Origin of the sequence: Cupriavidus pauculus (assembly GCF_008693385.1) — a bacterium.
Taxonomy (GTDB): Bacteria; Pseudomonadota; Gammaproteobacteria; order Burkholderiales; family Burkholderiaceae; genus Cupriavidus; species Cupriavidus pauculus_D.
In genome coordinates, this window is record NZ_CP044065.1 from 3,237,474 (window position 1) to 3,256,491 (window position 19,018).

The window sequence follows — 19,018 nt, forward strand, 5'->3', positions numbered from 1 at the left end:
GCGGTCGCCTACCGGTACAACACCTCGGGCAACCATAACCCGATGCCCGGAAAAATATAGAGCAGCGCGAGCGCGATCAGCTGGATGCCCATGAACGGCAGCATGCCGACAAAGATCTGGTTCAGCGTCACGTGCGGCGGCGCCACGCCCTTGAGGTAGAACGCCGCCATCGCCACCGGCGGCGAGAGGAACGCGGTCTGCAGGTTCAGCGCGACGAGCAGCCCGAAGAACAGCGGATCGATGCCGAAGTTATCGAGCAGCGGGATGAAGATCGGCATGAAGATGATGATGATCTCCGTCCATTCGAGCGGCCAGCCCAGCAGAAAGATGATGATCTGCGCGAGGATCATGAACTGCACGGGCGTCAGGTCCATCGACAGCACCCACGCCTCGACCAGCGCCTGCCCGCCCAGCAGCGCGAACGCGGCCGAGAAGATCGACGACCCCACGAACAGCCAGCACACCATCGCGCTCGTCTTGACGGTGAGGAACACCGACTCGCGTACGACGTTGTAGTTGAGCTGCCCATACGCGGCTGCCAGCAGCGCGCCGCCGAGCGACCCCACCGCCGCGGCCTCCGTCGGCGTGGCAAGGCCGAACACGATGGAGCCAAGCACGGCGATGATCATCACCGCGAGCGGGAAGAACGAGGACAGCAGCAGCTTGAAGATCTCGAGCCGCGCGAAACTGAAGTACCAGTAGAACACCACGAGGCCTAGCGCGACCACGGCCAGCGTGATCCAGAACCACATCGGTGCCGGCGTCGCCGGGGCATCTGCCTCGGCCGCGGGCGTGGACACGGCCGGCGCCATGTCCTGCGGCGTGACGGGCTTCGGCGTGACCGCGGGTGCGGCGTCCTGTGCGGGAGACAGGGCCGAGGCATCGCTCTCGCCCGGCGGGGCCTGCAGCGAATCGAACGACGATGTCTCGCTCTCGCCGACCGCGCCCATTTCCACGGCACCGCCGACGCTCGCGACGGACTTCGGCGCGGTGACCGCCGCGTACATCAGGCTCATCGCCACCGCCACCGCGAACGCGGGCATCAGCACCACGCCAAGCTGCCGCATCACGTAGCCCACGGGCACGTCGGCATTGCGGCGGCCCTTGAGCGCGCCGAGCAGCGCGGGCAGCGCGCGACGGCTCACGGTATCGCGCAGCGTGGCGGCGAACGTCGTGAGCGGAATCACACGGTCCTCGGCGGCCAGCGGCGGCGCGAGCGACGGCTTGATCCTGGCGATGAGGATCGCGTAGAGGATATAGAGCCCCGCCAGCATCAGGCCGGGGAAGAACGCGCCCGCGTAGAGCTGCACGACCGAGACCCCGGCCGTCGCGCCGTAGACGATCAGCAGCACCGATGGCGGAATCAGGATGCCGAGGCAGCCGCCGGCCGTCACCGCGCCCGCCGACAGCTGCGTGCTGTAGCCCGCGCGCAGCATCGCCGGAAACGCGAGCAGCCCCATCAGCGTCACCACCGCGCCGACGATGCCGGTGGCGGTGGCGAACACCGCGCACGTGATGAGCGTGGCCACCGCGAGCGAGCCCGGCAGCCATGCAAGCGCCAGATGCAGGCTGCGGAACAGCTTCTCGATCAGGTTCGCGCGCTCGACCAGATAGCCCATGAACACGAACAGCGGAATGGAGATCAGCACGTCGTTGGTCATCACCGCGTACGCGCGCTGCACCATGAGGTCGAGGGTCTGCTCCACCGCGATATCGGGGTTCGCGTGCCGGTACGCGAGCCAGGCGAACAGCACGCCCATGCCCATCAGCGTGAACGCGGTGGGAAATCCGAGCATGATCGCGACCACGATCAGCGCGAGCATCAGCAGGCCGAGATGGCCGTTGGTCCACATCGAGGGCGCGGGCATGAACCACACGACCGCGCCGACGATCAGCACCATCAGCGTGATACCGAACCACAGTTCCTTTCTCATCGCGCGGTGCTCTCCACGGTAGGGTCCGCCCTGGCGGCCAGCGGTTCTTCCTTGCCGACCATCTGCTTGAGCTTGTCGACATCGACCTCCTCGACATCCTCTTCCCGCCGCGGCCAGTCGCCATGCATGAGGCAGAGCACGCAACGGATGACCTCGGCCACGCCCTGCAGCAACAGCAGCGCGCCCGCCACCGGTATCACGGCCTTGAACGGATAGATCGGCGGACCGTCGGCGGCGATCGACGAGTGCTCGTTCTGCGCGAGCGAGACCTCGAAGAAATCGAGGCCCGCCCAGGCGAGCGCGATCACGCCGGGAAAGAAGAACACGAGATACAGCACGAGGTCGATCGCGGCCTGCGCGCGCGGTGACAGAAACCCGTACAGGATGTCGCCGCGCACATGCCCGCGCTTGGCCAGCGTGTACGCGCCGCCGAGCATGAACAACGCGCCGTACAGCATGTTGCTCGCGTCGAACACCCACGCGTGCGGCGTCCCCAGCGCGTAGCGCGAGAACACCTCGTAACTGATCATCAGCGTAAGCGCGATGATCAGCCACGAGGCGGCCTGTCCCACGAGGGTACTGATCTTGTCGATACCCAGCAGCAGTGTTTGCACGAGACCGCTCCCCAGATAGGGCAGGAAGGAAAAGTCAGCCGCTCTTCTTCGTGGAGAAGTAATACGACGAGGCCATCCGGTAATCGACGTTGGTGTCGTTCTGCCAGCGCGTGCTGCGCTGCGCGAACGCCTTCATCGAGTCGTTGACCTTCTTGAACATCGGGTTTTCCTTCTCCTTGCGCGCGACGATCTCGTCCCAGACCTTCAGCTGCGCCTGCAGCACCGAGTTCGGCGTCGCGTAGAACTTCACCCCCTGTTCCTGCAAGGCCTGATAGTCTTTCGAGTACCGGTCGATCGCCTTCATCGACATCTCCGCGGAGCTCGCATCGACGGCATTGGCGATGACCGCGCGCAGCTTCGGCGAGAGTGCGTCGTAGCGCTTCTTGTTGAACAGCACCTCGAACTGCTCCGAGCACTGGTGGAAGCTGCGCAGCATGCAGACCTTGGACACGTCGGGGAAGCCGAGCGCGCGATCGGAGCTCGCGTTGTTGAACTCGGCCGCATCGAGCAGGCCGCGGTCCATCGCCGGCACGATCTCCGCGCCGGGCAGCGCGTTCACGGCCGCGCCGAGACCCGTGAAGATATCGATCGACAGGCCCACCGTGCGGAACTTGAGCCCCTTGAAGTCATCGGGCTTCGTGATCGGCTTCTTGAACCAGCCGAGCGGCTGGGTCGGCATCGGTCCGTACATGAACGAGACCACGTCGAGGTTCAGGCTGCGGTAGATCTCCTCCTGCAGCTCCTTGCCGCCGCCGAACTTGTGCCACGCGAGCACCATGTTGCCGTCCATGCCCCAGGCGGGACCGGACCCCCACAACGCCAGCGCCGAGTTTTTGCCGTACCAGTAGGCGATCACGCCATGGCCGCCGTCGAGCGTGCCCTTGTTCACCGCGTCGATCAGGTCGAACGCCTTGACCACGGCACCGGCCGGCAACAGCTCGATGCGCAGCTCGCCGCCGGACATGTCGTTGACCTTCTTGACGAAGTCGCCGGCGAACTCGTGGAAGATGTCCTTCGTGGGCCAGGTGCTTTGCCACCGCATGCTCACCGGTCCCTGTGCCTTCACGATCGCGGGGAAACCCATCGTCGCCACGCCCGTCGCCGCGGCGGCGGCGCCTCCGAGGAATCCGCGGCGCGATGGCGCCGCGGCGCCCGTACCCGTTCCCTCCACGACAACGACCTTGCTGCCTTTGCGCCTTGCTGCCATGACTGTCTCCCCTGCTGTTGGTTTGGACCGACACGAAATGCCTGGCCGTCGCCATGCCGCGCGGGCGAAAGCGCCCACGCCGCTGGCAAACGTCAACAATGGAACGGAAAGAATCGGTGCGAGGCGCATGCGCGCCGCATGTCTGCGACGCGTGGAGACATTAGAGGCAATCTCCTTGGCCTTTGGTTGTATTGATCTTAGGAAGCGCGCATCACGTCAACAATGTAGGGAATACCCTTCAGACCTGACTGCTCTCGTGTTCGGGGGTCCCGCTCGTGCCTAATTGCTGCACTGCATACTTGACGAGACCGGCGCGGCCTTCGATGCCGAGCTTGCGCTTGAGGTTCAGTCGATGGGTCTCGACCGTGCGCACGGAGACGCCGAGATTCGCGGCGATTTCCTTGTTGGCGAGGCCGCGCCCGATGCCGTTGAGGATGTCGCGCTCGCGCGGCGTCAGCGCGTCGAGCGGGCTTCCCGACTGCTCCGCCATCGCGCGCGCGATACGCGCGCTGTAGAACACGCGTCCCGCGAGCACGGCCTGGATTGCCGCGAGCAGTTCGTCGGCCGGCGCGTCCTTGAGCACGTAGCCGCGCGCGCCCGCGCGCACCGCCTGCCGCACGTACTCGAGGTTGTCGTGCATCGATACGATCAGCACCGCCAGCTCGGGGTACGCATCGTGAAGCGCGCCCGCCAGCGCGATCCCGCCCATGCCGCGCATGCCGATATCGGTAATCACGAGTTCGGGCAGGTTCGCCTCGCCGGCCCGCGCGAGCCACGCGAGCGCGGCCTCGCCATCGTCGGCCTCGCCGACCACTTCGAGCCCTGGCTGCAGCGTCAGATGCATGCGCATGCCGTCGCGCACGAGCGCGTGGTCGTCGATCAGCAGTACGCGCGCCGGCGCGGCGGCATCCGAAAACACATTCATGACGGCGAGATATCGGAAGATTCTGGGGAGGGTGTCACGGCTGCCACGGGAGTGACGCGCGGCAGCGACGCCACGAGGCGCGTCCCCGCGAGACCGGAGGCGATGTCGAACGACCCGCCGAGCGCGGCCATGCGCTCGCGCAGGTTGCGCAGGCCGATGCCGCGGTTCGGGTCCATCTGCATGCGCGCGACGTCGAAACCCGCGCCATCGTCACGGACCGTGAGGCGCGTGGCATCGTCCGCGAAATCGAGCGTCACGAACACGCGACGCGCATGCGCATGGCGTTCGACGTTGGTCAGCGCTTCCTGCGCGATGCGGAACAGCGCGGTGGCCTGCTCCTCGGGCAGCTCGCGCGGCGTGCCGTGCTGCGTCACCTCGACCTGCAGCGCGCTGCCTTCCTGCATCTCGCGCGCCAGATGCTGCAGTGCCGCGTGCAGGCCCAGATCGTCGAGCAGGGCGGGGCGCAGGTTGCGCGCGACGCGGCGCACTTCGTTGAACACGGTGTCGAGGCGGTTCAGCGCCATGCCGAGCACGGGCACCACGGACGCGCTTTCGGCGGGCGCGAGGCGCAGCCGGTTGGCCGCGGTCTCGAGTACGAGCTTCACCGACACCAGTAACTGGCTCACGCCGTCATGGAGCTCGCGCGAGAGCCGCGCGCGTTCCTGTTCCTGCGACTGCACCACGCGTTGCGCAAGCTGCCGCAGCTTGGCGTCGGCCTCGCGATGCTCGCTGACGTTCAGCGCCAGCCCGCTCGCGGCGACGAGCAGGATGCTGATGGCCGCGATCACGCCAATCCATGCCATGGTGTCGCGGATATCGATCGCCGCGCGCGCGTCCAGGCGCCGCAACGTCTCCTCGACGTCGTCGAGGTAGATGCCGGTGCCGACCATCCAGTTCCATTCGGGTACGGCCACCACGTAGCCGAGCTTCGGCGCCACCTGCTGCGACGACGGCTTCTTCCACAGGTATCGCACGGAACCGCCGCCCTTCGACGCGGCCTCGATGAGCCTCTGGATGGTCAGCGCGCCCTCGGGGTCGCGCATCAGCCAGAGATCCTGCCCCACGAGCTCTGGCTGGCGCGGATGCATGAGGTTGCGGCCCTGCATGTCGTAGAGGAAGAAGTAGCCGTCCGGACCGTAGTCGAGGCGCGCCAGCGCCTCCATCGCGGCCTGGCGCGTGGCCGCGTCGTTGCGGCCCGAGCGCAACATCGGCGCGATCGTGCTCTGCGCCAGCTCCACGTAATGCCGGAGTTCCATTTCCTTGCTCTGGAGGTACGCGGCCTCCACCAGCGCGCGCTCGTGGCGGGCGAGCGCGGTGGCCTGATAGCGCACCGCCAGCGCGATGCCGAGCATCGCCACCGCGAGGGGCGCAACGGCGAGCAAGAGGATCTTCTGACGCAGTTTCATGGGTCCGGGGGTAAACACCGACGCCCGCAAGGCCGCGTGTCATCGTCGGCCTGCGTAGTACTACGCAGGCGCGCTGCGTAGTTACGCGCTTGTGTGGGCAGGGGCGGGTATCAATACTACACGCCGTAAAAAGAGGAGACCTTTCACACATGAATCGCATCTCGGAACACCTCATGTGGCTGGCAGTCGCCGTCATCGGCGCCTTTGCCTTCGCCACGGTCGCGCTGTCGCGCGGGGAGGCCGTCAGCGCACTATGGATCGTGGTGGCCGCGATCTGCATCTACCTGATCGCCTATCGCTACTACAGCCGCTTCATCGCCGAAAAGGTGATGCAGCTCGACCCCAGGCGGATGACGCCGGCCTGGCGCCATAACGACGGCCTCGACTACGTACCCACCAACAAGGCGGTGCTGTTCGGCCACCACTTTGCCGCGATCGCCGGCGCCGGCCCGCTCGTCGGTCCCGTGCTGGCCGCGCAGATGGGCTACATGCCCGGCATGCTGTGGATTCTCGCGGGCGTGGTGTTCGCCGGCGCGGTGCAGGACTTCATGATCCTGTTCATCTCCACGCGCCGCGACGGCCGCTCGCTGGGCGACCTCGTGAAGTCGGAGATGGGCACCGTGCCCGGCCTGATCGCGCTGTTCGGCTGCTTCATGATCATGATCATCATCCTCGCGGTGCTGGCCCTGATCGTCGTGAAGGCACTGGCCGGCTCGCCGTGGGGCACGTTCACCGTGGCCGTGACGATTCCCATCGCGCTGTTCATGGGCATCTACACGCGCTACCTGCGTCCGGGCCGCATCGGCGAAGTGTCGGTCATCGGCTTCGTGCTGCTGATGCTCGCCATCATCGGCGGCCAGTACGTGCATGAAAGCGCCACGCTCGCGCCGCTGTTCACGTACGACGGCAAGGCGCTCACGTGGATGCTGATCATCTACGGCTTCATCGCCGCCGTGCTGCCCGTGTGGCTGCTGCTCGCGCCGCGCGATTACCTGTCCACGTTCCTGAAGATCGGCACGATCATCGCGCTGGCCATCGGCATCGTGATCGTCGCGCCCGAACTCAAGATGCCCGCGTTCACGCAGTTCGCGCAGGGCAACGGTCCGGTGTGGTCGGGCAACCTGTTCCCGTTCCTGTTCATCACCATCGCGTGCGGCGCCGTCTCCGGCTTCCATGCACTGATCTCGTCGGGCACCACGCCCAAGCTGCTCGAGAACGAATCGCACGCACGCTTCATCGGCTACGGCGCGATGCTGGCCGAGTCGTTCGTCGCGATCATGGCGCTCGTCGCCGCCTCGGTGATCGAGCCGGGCATCTACTTCGCGATGAACAGCCCGGCGGCCGTCATCGGCACCACGCCGGAAGCGGTGGCGCAGGCCGTATCCACCTGGGGCTTCGTGATCACGCCCGACGTGCTGGTACAGACCGCCAAGGACGTCGGCGAACACACCATCATCTCGCGCGCCGGCGGTGCGCCGACGCTGGCCGTCGGCATCGCCCACATCCTGCATCAGGTGGTCGGTGGCCAGGCGATGATGGCGTTCTGGTATCACTTCGCGATCCTGTTCGAAGCGCTGTTCATCCTCACCGCCGTCGATGCGGGCACGCGCGCCGGCCGCTTCATGCTGCAGGATCTGCTCGGCAGCTTCGTGCCGTCGCTCAAGCGCACGGAATCGCTGCCGGCCAACCTGATCGCCACGGCGCTGACGGTGGCGGCCTGGGGCTACTTCCTGTATCAGGGCGTGGTCGATCCGCTCGGCGGCATCAACACGCTGTGGCCGCTGTTCGGCATCTCGAACCAGATGCTGGCCGCCGTGGCGCTGGTGCTCGGCACGTGCGTGCTGGTCAAGATGAAGCGCGGCCAGTACGCGTGGGTCACGCTGGTGCCGACCGTCTGGCTGCTCGTCTGCACGCTGACCGCCGGCTGGCAGAAGCTGTTCCATGCCGATCCGAAGGTCAGCTTCCTGACCCACGCGGCAAAGTTCAGCGAAGCGATCGAGCAGGGCAAGGTGCTCGCGCCGGCCAAGTCGATGGAGCAGATGCACCGCATCGTCTTCAACGACTACCTGGACGCCGGCCTCTGCGCGCTGTTCATCTTCGTGGTGCTGTCGATCGTCGCGTACGGCTTCAAGACGGCGATGCAGGCCCGCCAGGCCGCGCGTCCGACCGATCGCGAAACGCCGTTCGAACCGCTGCCCGCGGCAGCCTCGTCGCAGTCCTGAGCGGAGGGCCATCATGCTCGAGCAACTCGGCACCATGGGCCGCTACCTCGGCCAGTCTCTGCGGCTGATGGTCGGCCTGCCCGACTACCAGACGTACGTGGCCCACATGGAAGCGACGCACCCGGACCGCGAACCGATGACGTACGAGGCGTTCTTCCGCGAACGTCAGGAGGCCCGGTACGGCGGCGGACAGGGCAAATGCTGCTGAGCCTGTAACGGCCCTCGCGCCTGGAAAACGGCGGCCCGCCACGGCCGCCGTTGTTTTTTTGTGTGGACATCCAAGCGCAAAGCGGCGTGGAAACAACGTTTCTGGAGTAGGGTTACAGGGCTTACACCCCGTTACAGCAACGATTTGGCACCTTATCTACACTCCGTTCCAGACAATCAATCAAGGAAAATACGATGTCTATCCAAACCGTTCGCAGCCTGAGCCTGGCTCTGATCCTTTCGGCTTCCGCACTGCCGGCCCTCGCAGGCGGTGACCTGAACAACGCCCTTGGCGGCGGTCTCGGCGGCGTAGCCGGCGCGGCGGTCGGCGGCGCGCTCGGCGGCAGCACCGGTGCCGTGATCGGCGGCGCGGTCGGCGGTGGCGCGGGTGGCGCGATCACGTCGAACCGTCGCGAACGGACCGGCGCGATCATCGGCGGCGCGCTTGGCGGCGGTGCGGGCACCGCGGCGGGCAATGCCATGGGCGGCCGCACCGGCGGCCTCGTGGGCGCGGGCCTCGGCGGCGCGGCTGGCGCGGCGCTCGGCGGCAACGTGTCGCGCAGCAACTCCTATGACGACGATCGCCGCTACTACAAGCGCAGCAAGCATCGTAAGCATCGTCACGACTGATCCGTCAGGACCCGTGGCAAGCAAAAAGGCCGTACCCAATGGGTACGGCCTTTTTGCATTCGGCGCTGCGCACTCGTTCAGCGCGAGGCGCCGTCCGTAAAGACGTCGAACTTCGCCTTCATGCCATCGGTGAACACATCGAACTGGCCGGCCTTGGCAAACGCGGGGGCGGTAAAGAGGGCGGCGACGAGGGCGAGGAGGGCGGGAACGAGGGCAAGGCGCTTCATGATGGATCCTGTGGATAAGAACTTGTCGCCCATGCTGCACCGCGACACCGTACCGCGCCGATATTAGGCGTTTCCCGGATATGCATAAACAAGCCTATCCACAATGATTGATTGTGATTTCAACAATAAATCACGCAGATCGTGTAAAAGTCCACGGTTGAAACGGGAGACTGTGTCATGGATCGGCTTCAATCGATGCGCGTGTTCGCCAAGGTGGTCGAACTTGGCAGTTTCGCCCGTGCGGCGCAGCAATTGGAGATGTCCAATGCCGTCGTCACGCGCTACGTGGCCGATCTGGAAAGCCACCTCGGCACGCGGCTGCTCAACCGCACCACGCGCAGCCTGTCGCTGACCGACGCCGGCGAAACCTATCTGCTGCGCTGCTCCCAGATCCTCGAAGACGTGGAAGAAGCGGAGGCGGTCGTCACCGCGCGCAGCCAGTCGCTATCGGGCACGCTGCGGCTCGTCACGCCGGTGATGTTCGGCCTCCATCTGCTGCCGCATACGCTCGCGCGCTTCCAGCGCCTGTATCCCGATGTGGTATTCGACGTGCTGCTGTCCGATCGGAACGTCGATATCGTGGAAGAGGGCAGGGACGTCGCCGTGATGCTGTCCGACCTCGGGCTCGGCTCCCATCTGGTGGCGCGCCCGCTGATCTCGGCGGAGATAATCCTCTGCGCATCGCCGGGCTATCTGCGCGAACACGCGCCGCTGCGCCACGCGCACGACCTCTCGCATCACCGCTGCATCGCCATGCGCCTGCCCAACGCGGAGCACGAGTGGACGCTGTCCGGGCCGGAGGGCGAGGTGACCGTGCCGATCCGCCCCGGGCTGCTGTGCAGCAATGCCGAGCTCGCCCATCAGGCCGCGCTGGCCGACATGGGCATCGCCATGCTGTCCTCGTACCTCGCGCGGCCCAATATCGAGGCTGGCCTGCTGACCCATATCCTGCCGCAGTACCAACTGCCGCGGCGCGATATCAGCGTGGTCTACCCGAGCCGCAAGTTCCTGCCCACGAAGGTGCGCGCGTTTATCGATTTCCTGCTCGAGGAAGGCAAGCAGCGCGCGGTGGAAGCGGAAGCGCACAAGCGCGCGAGCGCGCTGGCCGGCGAAGGGCGATAAAGACCGGGTATCAAAAAGCGAGGCGAAAAAAAACCGGGGTCGAGCCCCGGTTTTTTTATCCCGCCCGCGACGATTACTCGTCAACCTCGGCGGTGGCCTTGGTCTTCTTCGCGGCGGCCTTCGCGGGCACCTTTTTGGCGGCAGTCTTCGCGGGCGCCTTGGCCGGCGCCTTCTTGGCCGCCGATTTGGTGGCCGCCGATTTAGTGGTCGTCTTCGCAGCCGACTTCACGGGCGCCTTCGCCGATGCCTGCTCGGCCGGTGCGTCCGCATCGCCCTTGCCGGCGGCGGTCTTGGCACTCGTCTTGGCCGCGGCACCCTTGGCACCGGCCTTGGGCTCGCGCGCCTCGAACTCGAAGCCGATCTTGCCGTCCGGCTGCTTGGCGAGGAACGCCTTGAAGTTGCGGCCCGTGCGCGACGACTTGAAACCCGTCAGCAGATCCGTGCGGCCGTCGGTCAGCAGCTTGCCGATCTGCTCGCGCGAGATTTCCTGCTGCAGGATGATCTTGCCGCTCGTGAAGTCGCAGGTCTTGGCGCTGCCCACCGCGTTCTCGCACACGTACTTCATGCCGTGCTCGTAGACCGAGCCACCGCACTTCGGGCAGGTGCCGACCGGCGTCTGCTCGCTGAAGTCCACGGGTTCGCCATCGTTATCGTCATCGTTCTGGCCGAAGTCGAATTCCATCTTCCAATGGCCTTCGTCGTCCTTCGCGAGCTTCAGGATGGCCGCGAACGGCCGGCCCATCTTGCTGCGGAACCCCTGCAGCGGACCGATTTCCTTCTTGAGCAGCAGTTCCTCGACCTCCTCGATCTCGAACTGGCGGCCACCCGGAATCTTGCTGATCGAGAAATCGCACGCGGTACACGCGAAGCGGCGGTAGTTTTCCTTCACCTGGCTGCCGCATTGCGGGCACGGCGTGTCCAGCGACGCATAGTCGCCCGGAATCGTGTCGCTGTCGTACTCCTTCGCGCGCTTCACGATCTGCTGCGTCATCTGCGCGATCTCGCGCATGAACTCGTCGCGCTTGAGGCGGCCGCGCTCGATCTGCGACAGCTTGTGTTCCCACTCGCCGGTCAGCTCGGCCTGCGTGAGTTCCTGCACGCCGAGGCCGCGCAGCAGCGTCATCAGCTGGAACGCCTTGGCCGTCGGAATCAGTTCGCGGCCTTCGCGCACGAGGTACTTCTCGGTCAGCAGGCCTTCGATGATGGCCGCGCGTGTCGCCGGCGTGCCAAGGCCCTTGCCGGCCATGGCTTCGCGCAGCGCGTCGTCGTCGACGAGCTTGCCCGCGCCTTCCATCGCCGACAGCAGCGTCGCTTCGTTGTAGCGCGCGGGCGGCCGCGTGGCCAGGCCCACGGACTCGACCTTGTCGGTGCGGACCTTCTCGTCCTTGGCCACCGGCACGAGCGTCGCGTCCTTGCTGTCCTTCGAATCTTCCTTGCCGTCCTTGCTGCCCTGCGCCTCGCGGCCATAGATCTCGAGCCAGCCCGCGTTCACGAGCACCTTGCCCTCGGTCTTGAAATGATGGCCGGCCACCTCGGTGATACGCGTGGTCACCTGGAACTCGGCCGCGGGGAAGAACACCGCGAGGAAGCGGCGCACGACGAGGTCGTACAGCTTCTGCTCGGGCTCGGACAGGTTCTTCGGCGCCTGCAGCGTCGGGATGATGGCGAAGTGATCGCTGATCTTGCTGTTGTCGAAGATCTTCTTGTTCGGCTTGACCCAGCCGTTCTTCATGATCTTCTTGGCATGCGACAGATAGTTCGGCGAACTGTCCGCGAGCATGTCCATGGTCTGCTTGACCGTATCGATATAGTCCTCGGGCAGCGCGCGCGCATCGGTACGCGGGTACGTCAGCACCTTGTGCTTTTCGTACAGCGCCTGCGCCAGGCCCAGCGTGTTCTTGGCCGAGAAGCCGAAGCGCCCGTTGGCCTCGCGCTGCAGCGTGGTCAGGTCGAACAGCGCCGGCGACTGCTGCGTGGACGGGCGCGACTCCTCGGTCACGGTGCCCGGCTTGTCGCGGCACGCCGCGACGATGCTCTTGGCCTCGGCCTCGCTCCAGAGCCGCGACTCGCGCGCCTCGGGGTCGAACTCGTTCTTCTTGAACTTCGGATCGAACCAGCGGCCTTCGTAGAGGCCGGCGGCCGCGATGAATTCCGCGTGGACTTCCCAGTAGTCGCGCGACACGAAGTGCTTGATCTTCTCCTCGCGCTCCACGACGATCGACAGGGTCGGCGTCTGCACGCGGCCCACGGTGGTCAGGAAGAAGCCGCCGCCCTTGCTGTTGAACGCGGTCATGGCACGCGTGCCGTTGATCCCCACGAGCCAGTCCGCCTCGGAACGGCAGCGGGCCGCATCGGCGAGCGGCATCATGTCGATGTCCTCGCGCAGGCTCGCAAACCCGTCGCGGATCGACTGCGGCGTCATCGACTGCAGCCACAGCCGGCGCACCGGCTGCTTCGCCTTGGCCTGCTGCGCGATCAGGCGGAAGATCAGTTCCCCTTCGCGCCCCGCATCGCAGGCGTTGATCAGCGCGGTGACGTCCTTGCGCTTGATCAGGCGGTTGAGCACCTTCAGGCGCGATTCGGTCTTGGGGATCGGGCGCAGGTCGAAATGGGGCGGAATCACCGGCAGATTGGTGAAGCTCCACTTGCCGCGCTTGACTTCATACTCGTCGGGCGCCGCGATCTCGACCAGGTGACCCACGGCCGAGGACAGCACGTAGTCGTCGCTCTCGAAGTACTCGTCGTGCTTGGTAAAGCCCCCGAGGGCGCGCGCGATATCGGCGGCGACCGACGGCTTTTCCGCGATGATGAGAGCTTTTGACATTGAGCGGTCCTTGCGGGCATGGCTTCATGAATGAGAAGCCAGCACCTCTTGAAAATGCACTGCACACTATATATGTGGCGTGCCTGGGCTTTGAGGCGCCAATAATAAGCGCGACTCAGACGGCGGTGCAAGCCAGCGCTGGCCGGCCTCGAACGCCCGTCGGGGCACGCTCCCTATCGCGCGGCACCTTCACCAAGCAGCCACTCGAGCACTTCTGGCATGTCCTCGGCGGGGGCCGGCATCTTGGCCCCCCGCACCAGCATGCGTTCCAGAACCTCCAGATGAGGCAGCACGGTGCCGTAGAAATCCGGCGCGCCGCCTGCCACCCGCTGCACCAGCAGCGTCGGGAAATTCTCGATATCGACGTCTTCGCCCAGGTAATCCGCATGGGTTTCGATGTCGATCCAGACGAAACAGTCGGCCGGGTGGCGCGCGGCCAACGCCGCGAAGCCGGCCTCGTAATCCTTGCAGGTGCCACACCACGCCGCGCACAGGCATGCGACGAGCCGTCCGTCCGGACGGTCCTGAAGGGCCCGGCGAAGGGCGGCGGCATCCCGCTCGGGGAAGTAAACGGTCATGGCGAGGTAAACATGAGCCTGTTGGCGCACACAATGCAGGACATTGTATCGGGGCTTTGCAAACTCGCGCCTGGATCCGGAACATCCCTTCGGTCATCCGCATCGCCGATAGAGATTTCCCGGTAGACGCTCGACGGCCCCTGCCAGTTCCAGTTCCAGCAGTGCGGTCGTCACCATATCCGGGCGCATTCCGCTCCGGAGGCAGATGTCGTCCAGCGTGACAGGATCATAGGCCAGGGCGGTGCCGAGCGTATCGCTGCACCGGGTACGCGCCGCCGCCGCGCCCACGCCCTCGCCGGCGGGGGTGCCGGACGCGGGGGGTGCCAGATCCCCGAACTCCTCGAGTACATCCTGTGGCGCCTCCACGAGCCTCGCGCCATCGCGAATCAACCGGTGGCCGCCGCGCGAGAGCGGCGAATGGATCGACCCCGGTACCGCGAACACCTCCCGCCCGAGTTCGGCGGCCACGCGCGCGGTAATCAGCGATCCCGACCGCTCGGCCGCCTCGATCACGAGCACGCCGCGCGACAGGGCGGCGATGATCCGGTTGCGCCGCGGAAAGTGATGCCCCACCGCGCGGACCCCCAGCGGAAACTCGCTCACGATCGCCCCATGCGCCGCCACCGCGTGCGCAAGGTGCCGGTGCCGGGCCGGATAGACGAGGTCCACACCCGTACCGATGACCGCCACGGTGCCACCGGGCCCGCTCAGGCCGCCCGCGTGCGCGGCGGCATCCACGCCGAGCGCCAGCCCCGACACCACGGCCTGCCCGGCCCGCGAGAAGGCGGCGGCAAACGACTCGGCATCGCGGCGGCCCTGATCCGTCGCCTTGCGCGCCCCGACCACGGCCAGCGACGGGCGTGCGAGCGCCTCCAGCTGCCCGTTCACATAGAGCAGGGGCGGCGGGTCATGGAGATCGAACAGCCGCGCCGGGTACGCGGCATCCGCCAGCGTCAGCAGATGGTGCCCGGGCGCCTCGCACCAGGCGAGCGTGCGGTCGATCAGCGCGGCCATCGCGCGGTCCGGCGGCGCCAGCAGCGCCCGCACGATGCCGGGCGGCAGGTATTCGGCCAGCCGCGCCGCCTCCTGCGCAAGCACGTGCGCGGGCGGGCCGAAGACGGCCAGCAGCTGCCGCACACCGACGGGACCGAGCCCCGGCGTGGCGACCAGACGCAGCCACGCCGCGACCCCGGCATCCGGATGGGCGCCGAGAGCGGTCGTGGGGGCGGAGGGTACGGGAGAGGAGAGCGCGGGCAAGCCCGCGCGATGGTCACGCAATGAGAGATGCCGGCTGGCCGGCGCGTCAGTGCGGCGTCTGCGCGCGGTCGCCGACCATGATCGTGTTGGACGCGTCGGTCACGAGCGCATACGAGATGCCCGGAAACACGCGGAACACGAAGGCGAGGCCATAGCGGTCGTCGGGCAGCGTGATCAGCCGGTTGTTCTCGGTCGTGTCCTTGACCTGGCCGCCGTCGCGCGACAGCGCCACCACATGGCCCGGCTCGAGGCCCGCATTGCCGCCCGCGTTCAGCACCACCACCTGCTTGGCGCCGCCGTATTGCACGCCGCCGTAGACCTTGGCCACGCGCGCATCGACCTCGACATCGGGCGCATGCGGGACGTAGCGCACGAGTTCGCGCGGCGGCTGCGGCAGCATCAGCGTGCCGACGCCGATCTCCTGTTGCGCGGCCGTGGCCTCGACCGTCGTGACGGCGTCGGGGCCTTGCGGGCCCTGCGTCACGCGCAGGTTGCCCTGATACTCGGCCTCATAGCCGATGACCTTCTGCGTGACCGGATCCTTCACGGGCTGCACGGGCCGGAAGGCCTGCCAGTCGCTGCCGATCCGCGCGTCCTCGGGGTTGATGCCCCGCGCATAGGCGGAATCGCCGCGGCCCATATACACGCGCGACTCGGGCAGCGCGACGAGGCGCGCCGACGTGGCCAGCGTCCCTTCATCCACCACGAGCGGGCGAATCAGGAACGGCTCGATGTCCTTGGCCGCAATGGTCAGGATGGCGCCGCCATCGGCCTCGTCGCCACGCACGCGCGGAGACAGGCGCACCGTGTCGCTGCCCGCGCCGCCCGGCGGCGTGGTGGACAGGAACGCGCGGCCGTCACGCTGAACCAGGTACAGGACCTGGCCCGGGTAGATCAGGTGCGGATTGCGGATCTGCTGCTTGTTCATCCCCCAGAGCTCGGGCCAGCGCCACGGCTGGCGCAGGAAGCGGCCCGAGATGCCCCACAGCGTGTCGCCGCGGCGTACCGTGTACTGCGACGGTGCGTCCTGTGCGAGATCGGAGATGGGGATACCCTGCTGGGCGGTGCGGTTGGCTTCGGCCTGTTGCGTCGGTGTGACCACTTGCTCCGCGGCCTGGGCGGCCATGCTCGCTGTGGCAGTGACGCCCGCGACACTCAGCATGGCGAAGGTGAACGCGTGCAGCCTGCGGCCGAACGCCGCCTGTTCTTTGGTAAGATCGCGCATTTTCCTGACCGGTCGGCGTGACGACCGGATTGACCCTGGATAGAGCGTGCCTGCTGCGGCGCGCCTTGAATTTTTGTACTAGCGCCCCGATTCTGCATGTAAACATCCGTCGCCGCAACGCGACGGCTTCGTTGCACGCAGCCGGCGTTGCGCCCGAGCATCATGGCAAAACTGGACATCCTGACCTACCCCGATCCCCGTCTCCACATCGTTGCAAAGCCTGTTGCGGCCGTGGACGACCGCATCCGCCAGCTCGTGAAGGACATGGCCGAAACCATGTACGAGGCGCCCGGCATCGGCCTCGCCGCGACGCAGGTGGACGTGCACGAGCAGGTGATCGTGATCGACCTGTCCGAGACGCGCGACGCGCTCCAGGTCTTTATCAATCCGGAGATCGTCTGGGCCAGCGACAACCGCAAGGTGTGGGAAGAGGGCTGCCTGTCGGTGCCCGAGGTCTACGACCGCGTGGAACGGCCGGACCGCGTGCGCGTGCGCGCGCTCAACGAGCGCGGCGAGACATTCGAGCTCGACGCGGACGAACTGCTCGCTGTATGTATACAGCACGAGATGGACCACCTGAAGGGCAAGGTCTTCGTCGAGTACCTGTCGCCGCTCAAGGTCAACCGCATCAAGTCCAAGCTGCAGAAGCGCGGACGTTCGCGGATGTAACAGTCCGCCGCGATGCGCCCGGCCCGCGCGCCGGGTCTGCTATCGTGAGAGGACCGTTCGCCCTCCCGCAGTCCCTGCCTACAGTCGATCCACTACCGGCCGCCATGCGGCCGGAGTGCTTTTTAGCGGAACGCTGCCATGACACAAGCCCAGCCCCTGCGCGTTGCCTTCGCCGGGACGCCTGAATTCGCCCGCGTCGCTCTCGAGGCCATCCATGCCGCCGGGTTCCCGGTGGTGGCCGTGCTGACCCAGCCCGATCGCCCCGCCGGGCGCGGCATGCAACTGCAGGCCAGCCCCGTCAAGCAGTTCGCCGTGGCGCATGATCTCGGACCTGTGCTCCAGCCCCGCTCGCTGCGGCGCCAGGGCAAGTACCCCGAAGAGGCGGGCGCGGCCGTGGACACGCTCGCGGCCATCGCGCCCGACGTCATGGTCGTGGCCGCATACGGGCTGATCCTGCCGGCCGAGGTCCTGGCGCTGCCGCGCCATGGCTGCCTGAACATCCATGGCTCGCTGCTGCCCCGGTGGCGCGGCGCCGCGCCGATCCACCGCGCCATCGAGGCGGGCGATACGGAAACCGGCATCACGCTGATGCAGATGGACGAAGGGCTCGACACGGGCGCGATGCTGTCGCGGGACAGCGTGCCCATCGGGCCGCTGGACACCACGGGCTCGCTGCACGACGCGCTGGCCGCGATGGGCGGCCGCCTCATCGTTGACGCGCTGCGCGAACTGGCCGCCGGCCGCGCGCTGGTTGCCACGCCGCAGCCCGAGACGGGCATCACCTATGCCGAGAAGATCGGCAAGGACGAGGCGCCGCTCGACCTGTCGCGGCCGGCCGCGCCGCTCGCCCGGCAGGTCCGCGCGTTCAATCCGTTTCCCGGTGCGACCGTGCAGGTGGGAGAGACCGTGATCAAGTGCTGGCAGGCGCTGGCGCTCGCGGCCGGGGGCTCGCCGCTGCCGCATCCGCCGGGCACCGTGCTGTCGGCGGACGCCACGGGGGTGATCATCGCCTGCGGCGACGGCACCGCGCTGCAGGTGACCGAGTTACAGAAGCCGGGCGGGCGCCGGCAGCCGGCCCAGCAGTTCCTGCAGTCGATGCCACTGGTGCCGGGCACGCGCTGCCTGCTGCCGGCGGAGATCGCGGCAAAGGCGGCCGCGCAGGCATAATCGGCGGCGGTCAGGACGCGTCCTCCGCCTCCTTCGTTACTCCAGCTACCCCATCATGCTCGGCATCACGGATCTGCCGCTCTTCGTCGGCGCGGTCTTCCTGCTCAATGTGACCCCCGGCCCCGACACCGCCTATATCGTCGGCCGCAGCGTCGCGCAGGGCCGGATGGCCGGCGTCATGTCGTCGCTTGGGGTCAGCGCGGGCTGCTGCGTGCATGCCCTCGCCACGGCATTCGGGCTCACCGCGCTGCTGGCGGCCTCGCCGATCGCGTTCTCGGTCATCCAGTACGCGGGCGCGGCTTACCTGTGCTGGCTCGGCCTGCGCATGATCGCCACGACGTTCCGCCCGGCTGGCGTGGCGGTATCCGCGCCGGGAGACGCGGGCCGCCCGCGGGAGGCGCGTGGATTGCGCGCGCTGTTCATGCAGGGCTTCCTGACCAACGTGCTGAACCCGAAGGTCATCCTGTTCTTCCTGTCGTTCTTCCCGCAGTTCGTGGACCCGAAGGCCGGGCACCAGGCGGCGGCGTTCCTCGTGCTCGGCGCGATCATGATCGTCATGACCACCGTCTGGAACACGCTCGTCGCGTGGCTCGCGGGTGCGCTGACCCGGCGGGTCAGCCAGGCGCCGCGCCTCAAGTGCTGGCTCGATCGCGTGGTGGGTACCGCCTTTATCGGCCTGGGCGCGCGGCTGGCCCTGCTGCCGCGCTGAGCGCGTCACGAAAAACCCTGCCGCGGACATTGAATTTCCGGGCCGGTAACCCTATCTAACGAGAGAACGCGCGCCTGGCGCGTTGACCGATATCC

Annotated in this window: 17 protein-coding genes; 7 read left to right on the plus strand and 10 right to left on the minus strand. The window is 67.0% G+C overall.

Translation table 11 applies throughout. The features are described 5' to 3' along the window. Positions 1–8 precede the first annotated feature (8 nt). From FOB72_RS14860 to FOB72_RS14880, 5 genes are all read right to left on the minus strand, one after another. Positions 9–1,934 carry a TRAP transporter large permease subunit gene (locus FOB72_RS14860; protein ID WP_150373316.1) on the minus strand — a complete coding sequence of 642 codons (1,926 nt, stop codon included), beginning with the start codon at positions 1,932–1,934 and terminating at the stop codon, positions 9–11. Further along, the gene (locus FOB72_RS14865) at positions 1,931–2,548 is read right to left on the minus strand and encodes a TRAP transporter small permease subunit (RefSeq protein WP_150373317.1); all 618 of its coding nucleotides are present in this window, start codon (positions 2,546–2,548) and stop codon (positions 1,931–1,933) included. The genes FOB72_RS14860 and FOB72_RS14865 overlap by 4 nt, the downstream gene beginning before the upstream one ends. A 34-nt stretch (positions 2,549–2,582) precedes the next feature. Further along, on the minus strand, positions 2,583–3,632 hold the full coding sequence (locus tag FOB72_RS14870) for a TRAP transporter substrate-binding protein (protein ID WP_223851532.1): 1,050 nt from the start codon (positions 3,630–3,632) through the stop codon (positions 2,583–2,585). A 361-nt stretch (positions 3,633–3,993) separates the two neighbouring features. Then, positions 3,994–4,680, minus strand: coding sequence for a response regulator (locus tag FOB72_RS14875; protein WP_150373318.1), 687 nt, complete (start codon positions 4,678–4,680; stop codon positions 3,994–3,996). After that, on the minus strand, positions 4,677–6,086 hold the full coding sequence (locus tag FOB72_RS14880) for a cache domain-containing protein (protein WP_150373319.1): 1,410 nt from the start codon (positions 6,084–6,086) through the stop codon (positions 4,677–4,679). Before FOB72_RS14880 ends, FOB72_RS14875 begins: the two co-directional genes overlap by 4 nt. Positions 6,087–6,235: 149 nt before the next feature. On the opposite strand from FOB72_RS14880, the gene FOB72_RS14885 reads away from it, so the two are divergent. The 3 genes from FOB72_RS14885 (at position 6,236) to FOB72_RS14895 (ending at position 9,145) form a co-directional block, all read left to right on the plus strand. Beyond that, positions 6,236–8,308, plus strand: coding sequence for a carbon starvation CstA family protein (locus FOB72_RS14885; protein ID WP_150373320.1), 2,073 nt, complete (start codon positions 6,236–6,238; stop codon positions 8,306–8,308). Positions 8,309–8,321: 13 nt separating this feature from the next. Then, positions 8,322–8,516: a YbdD/YjiX family protein gene (locus FOB72_RS14890; protein ID WP_006162283.1), complete on the plus strand. Its 195-nt coding sequence runs from the start codon at positions 8,322–8,324 to the stop codon at positions 8,514–8,516. A gap of 194 nt (positions 8,517–8,710) precedes the next feature. Beyond that, positions 8,711–9,145 (plus strand): hypothetical protein, encoded by a 435-nt coding sequence (locus tag FOB72_RS14895; protein ID WP_150373321.1) that lies wholly within the window; start codon positions 8,711–8,713, stop codon positions 9,143–9,145. A gap of 77 nt (positions 9,146–9,222) precedes the next feature. On the opposite strand, the gene FOB72_RS32205 is transcribed toward FOB72_RS14895, so the two are convergent. Continuing rightward, positions 9,223–9,372: a hypothetical protein gene (locus tag FOB72_RS32205; RefSeq protein WP_191002260.1), complete on the minus strand. Its 150-nt coding sequence runs from the start codon at positions 9,370–9,372 to the stop codon at positions 9,223–9,225. A gap of 177 nt (positions 9,373–9,549) precedes the next feature. Here FOB72_RS32205 and FOB72_RS14900 point away from each other — a divergent pair, with 177 nt between their 5' ends. Then, positions 9,550–10,494 (plus strand): LysR family transcriptional regulator, encoded by a 945-nt coding sequence (locus FOB72_RS14900; RefSeq protein WP_150373322.1) that lies wholly within the window; start codon positions 9,550–9,552, stop codon positions 10,492–10,494. Between the two features lie 73 nt (positions 10,495–10,567). Here the strand turns inward: FOB72_RS14900 and FOB72_RS14905 are convergent, their stop codons facing one another. The 4 genes from FOB72_RS14905 to FOB72_RS14920 form a co-directional block, all read right to left on the minus strand. After that, entirely contained in the window at positions 10,568–13,318 is a 2,751-nt protein-coding gene (locus FOB72_RS14905) for a DNA topoisomerase III (RefSeq protein ID WP_150373323.1), read from the minus strand. 173 nt (positions 13,319–13,491) lie between these two features. Further along, positions 13,492–13,896, minus strand: a complete 405-nt coding sequence (locus tag FOB72_RS14910) for a thioredoxin family protein (protein ID WP_150373324.1) — start codon at positions 13,894–13,896, stop codon at positions 13,492–13,494. Between the two features lie 93 nt (positions 13,897–13,989). Further along, positions 13,990–15,174, minus strand: a complete 1,185-nt coding sequence (dprA, locus tag FOB72_RS14915; protein WP_223851353.1) for a DNA-processing protein DprA — start codon at positions 15,172–15,174, stop codon at positions 13,990–13,992. A 25-nt stretch (positions 15,175–15,199) separates the two neighbouring features. Further along, positions 15,200–16,378: a LysM peptidoglycan-binding domain-containing protein gene (locus FOB72_RS14920; RefSeq protein WP_150373325.1), complete on the minus strand. Its 1,179-nt coding sequence runs from the start codon at positions 16,376–16,378 to the stop codon at positions 15,200–15,202. Positions 16,379–16,540: 162 nt separating this feature from the next. On the opposite strand from FOB72_RS14920, the gene def reads away from it, so the two are divergent. From def to FOB72_RS14935, 3 genes are all read left to right on the plus strand, one after another. Further along, positions 16,541–17,047, plus strand: coding sequence for a peptide deformylase (gene def, locus FOB72_RS14925; RefSeq protein WP_150373326.1), 507 nt, complete (start codon positions 16,541–16,543; stop codon positions 17,045–17,047). 138 nt (positions 17,048–17,185) lie between these two features. After that, a complete protein-coding gene (gene fmt, locus FOB72_RS14930; protein WP_150373327.1) occupies positions 17,186–18,214 on the plus strand; it encodes a methionyl-tRNA formyltransferase in 1,029 nt (342 codons plus the stop codon). A gap of 55 nt (positions 18,215–18,269) precedes the next feature. Then, complete coding sequence (locus tag FOB72_RS14935; protein ID WP_150373328.1) at positions 18,270–18,923, plus strand: LysE family translocator; 654 nt, start codon at positions 18,270–18,272, stop codon at positions 18,921–18,923. The last annotated feature ends 95 nt before the right edge of the window (positions 18,924–19,018 follow it).

What these genes read in the sequence shown, in the direction of transcription:
- FOB72_RS14860 (WP_150373316.1), bottom strand. Translation starts at nt 1,934, where the DNA reads ATGAGAAAGGAACTGTGGTTCGGTATCACGCTGATGGTGCTGATCGTC.
- FOB72_RS14870 (WP_223851532.1), bottom strand. Translation starts at nt 3,632, where the DNA reads ATGGGTTTCCCCGCGATCGTGAAGGCACAGGGACCGGTGAGCATGCGG.
- FOB72_RS14875 (WP_150373318.1), bottom strand. Translation starts at nt 4,680, where the DNA reads ATGAATGTGTTTTCGGATGCCGCCGCGCCGGCGCGCGTACTGCTGATC.
- FOB72_RS14880 (WP_150373319.1), bottom strand. Translation starts at nt 6,086, where the DNA reads ATGAAACTGCGTCAGAAGATCCTCTTGCTCGCCGTTGCGCCCCTCGCG.
- FOB72_RS14885 (WP_150373320.1), top strand. Translation starts at nt 6,236, where the DNA reads ATGAATCGCATCTCGGAACACCTCATGTGGCTGGCAGTCGCCGTCATC.
- FOB72_RS14890 (WP_006162283.1), top strand. Translation starts at nt 8,322, where the DNA reads ATGCTCGAGCAACTCGGCACCATGGGCCGCTACCTCGGCCAGTCTCTG.
- FOB72_RS14895 (WP_150373321.1), top strand. Translation starts at nt 8,711, where the DNA reads ATGTCTATCCAAACCGTTCGCAGCCTGAGCCTGGCTCTGATCCTTTCG.
- FOB72_RS32205 (WP_191002260.1), bottom strand. Translation starts at nt 9,372, where the DNA reads ATGAAGCGCCTTGCCCTCGTTCCCGCCCTCCTCGCCCTCGTCGCCGCC.
- FOB72_RS14900 (WP_150373322.1), top strand. Translation starts at nt 9,550, where the DNA reads ATGGATCGGCTTCAATCGATGCGCGTGTTCGCCAAGGTGGTCGAACTT.
- FOB72_RS14905 (WP_150373323.1), bottom strand. Translation starts at nt 13,318, where the DNA reads ATGTCAAAAGCTCTCATCATCGCGGAAAAGCCGTCGGTCGCCGCCGAT.
- FOB72_RS14910 (WP_150373324.1), bottom strand. Translation starts at nt 13,896, where the DNA reads ATGACCGTTTACTTCCCCGAGCGGGATGCCGCCGCCCTTCGCCGGGCC.
- FOB72_RS14920 (WP_150373325.1), bottom strand. Translation starts at nt 16,378, where the DNA reads ATGCGCGATCTTACCAAAGAACAGGCGGCGTTCGGCCGCAGGCTGCAC.
- def (WP_150373326.1), top strand. Translation starts at nt 16,541, where the DNA reads ATGGCAAAACTGGACATCCTGACCTACCCCGATCCCCGTCTCCACATC.
- fmt (WP_150373327.1), top strand. Translation starts at nt 17,186, where the DNA reads ATGACACAAGCCCAGCCCCTGCGCGTTGCCTTCGCCGGGACGCCTGAA.
- FOB72_RS14935 (WP_150373328.1), top strand. Translation starts at nt 18,270, where the DNA reads ATGCTCGGCATCACGGATCTGCCGCTCTTCGTCGGCGCGGTCTTCCTG.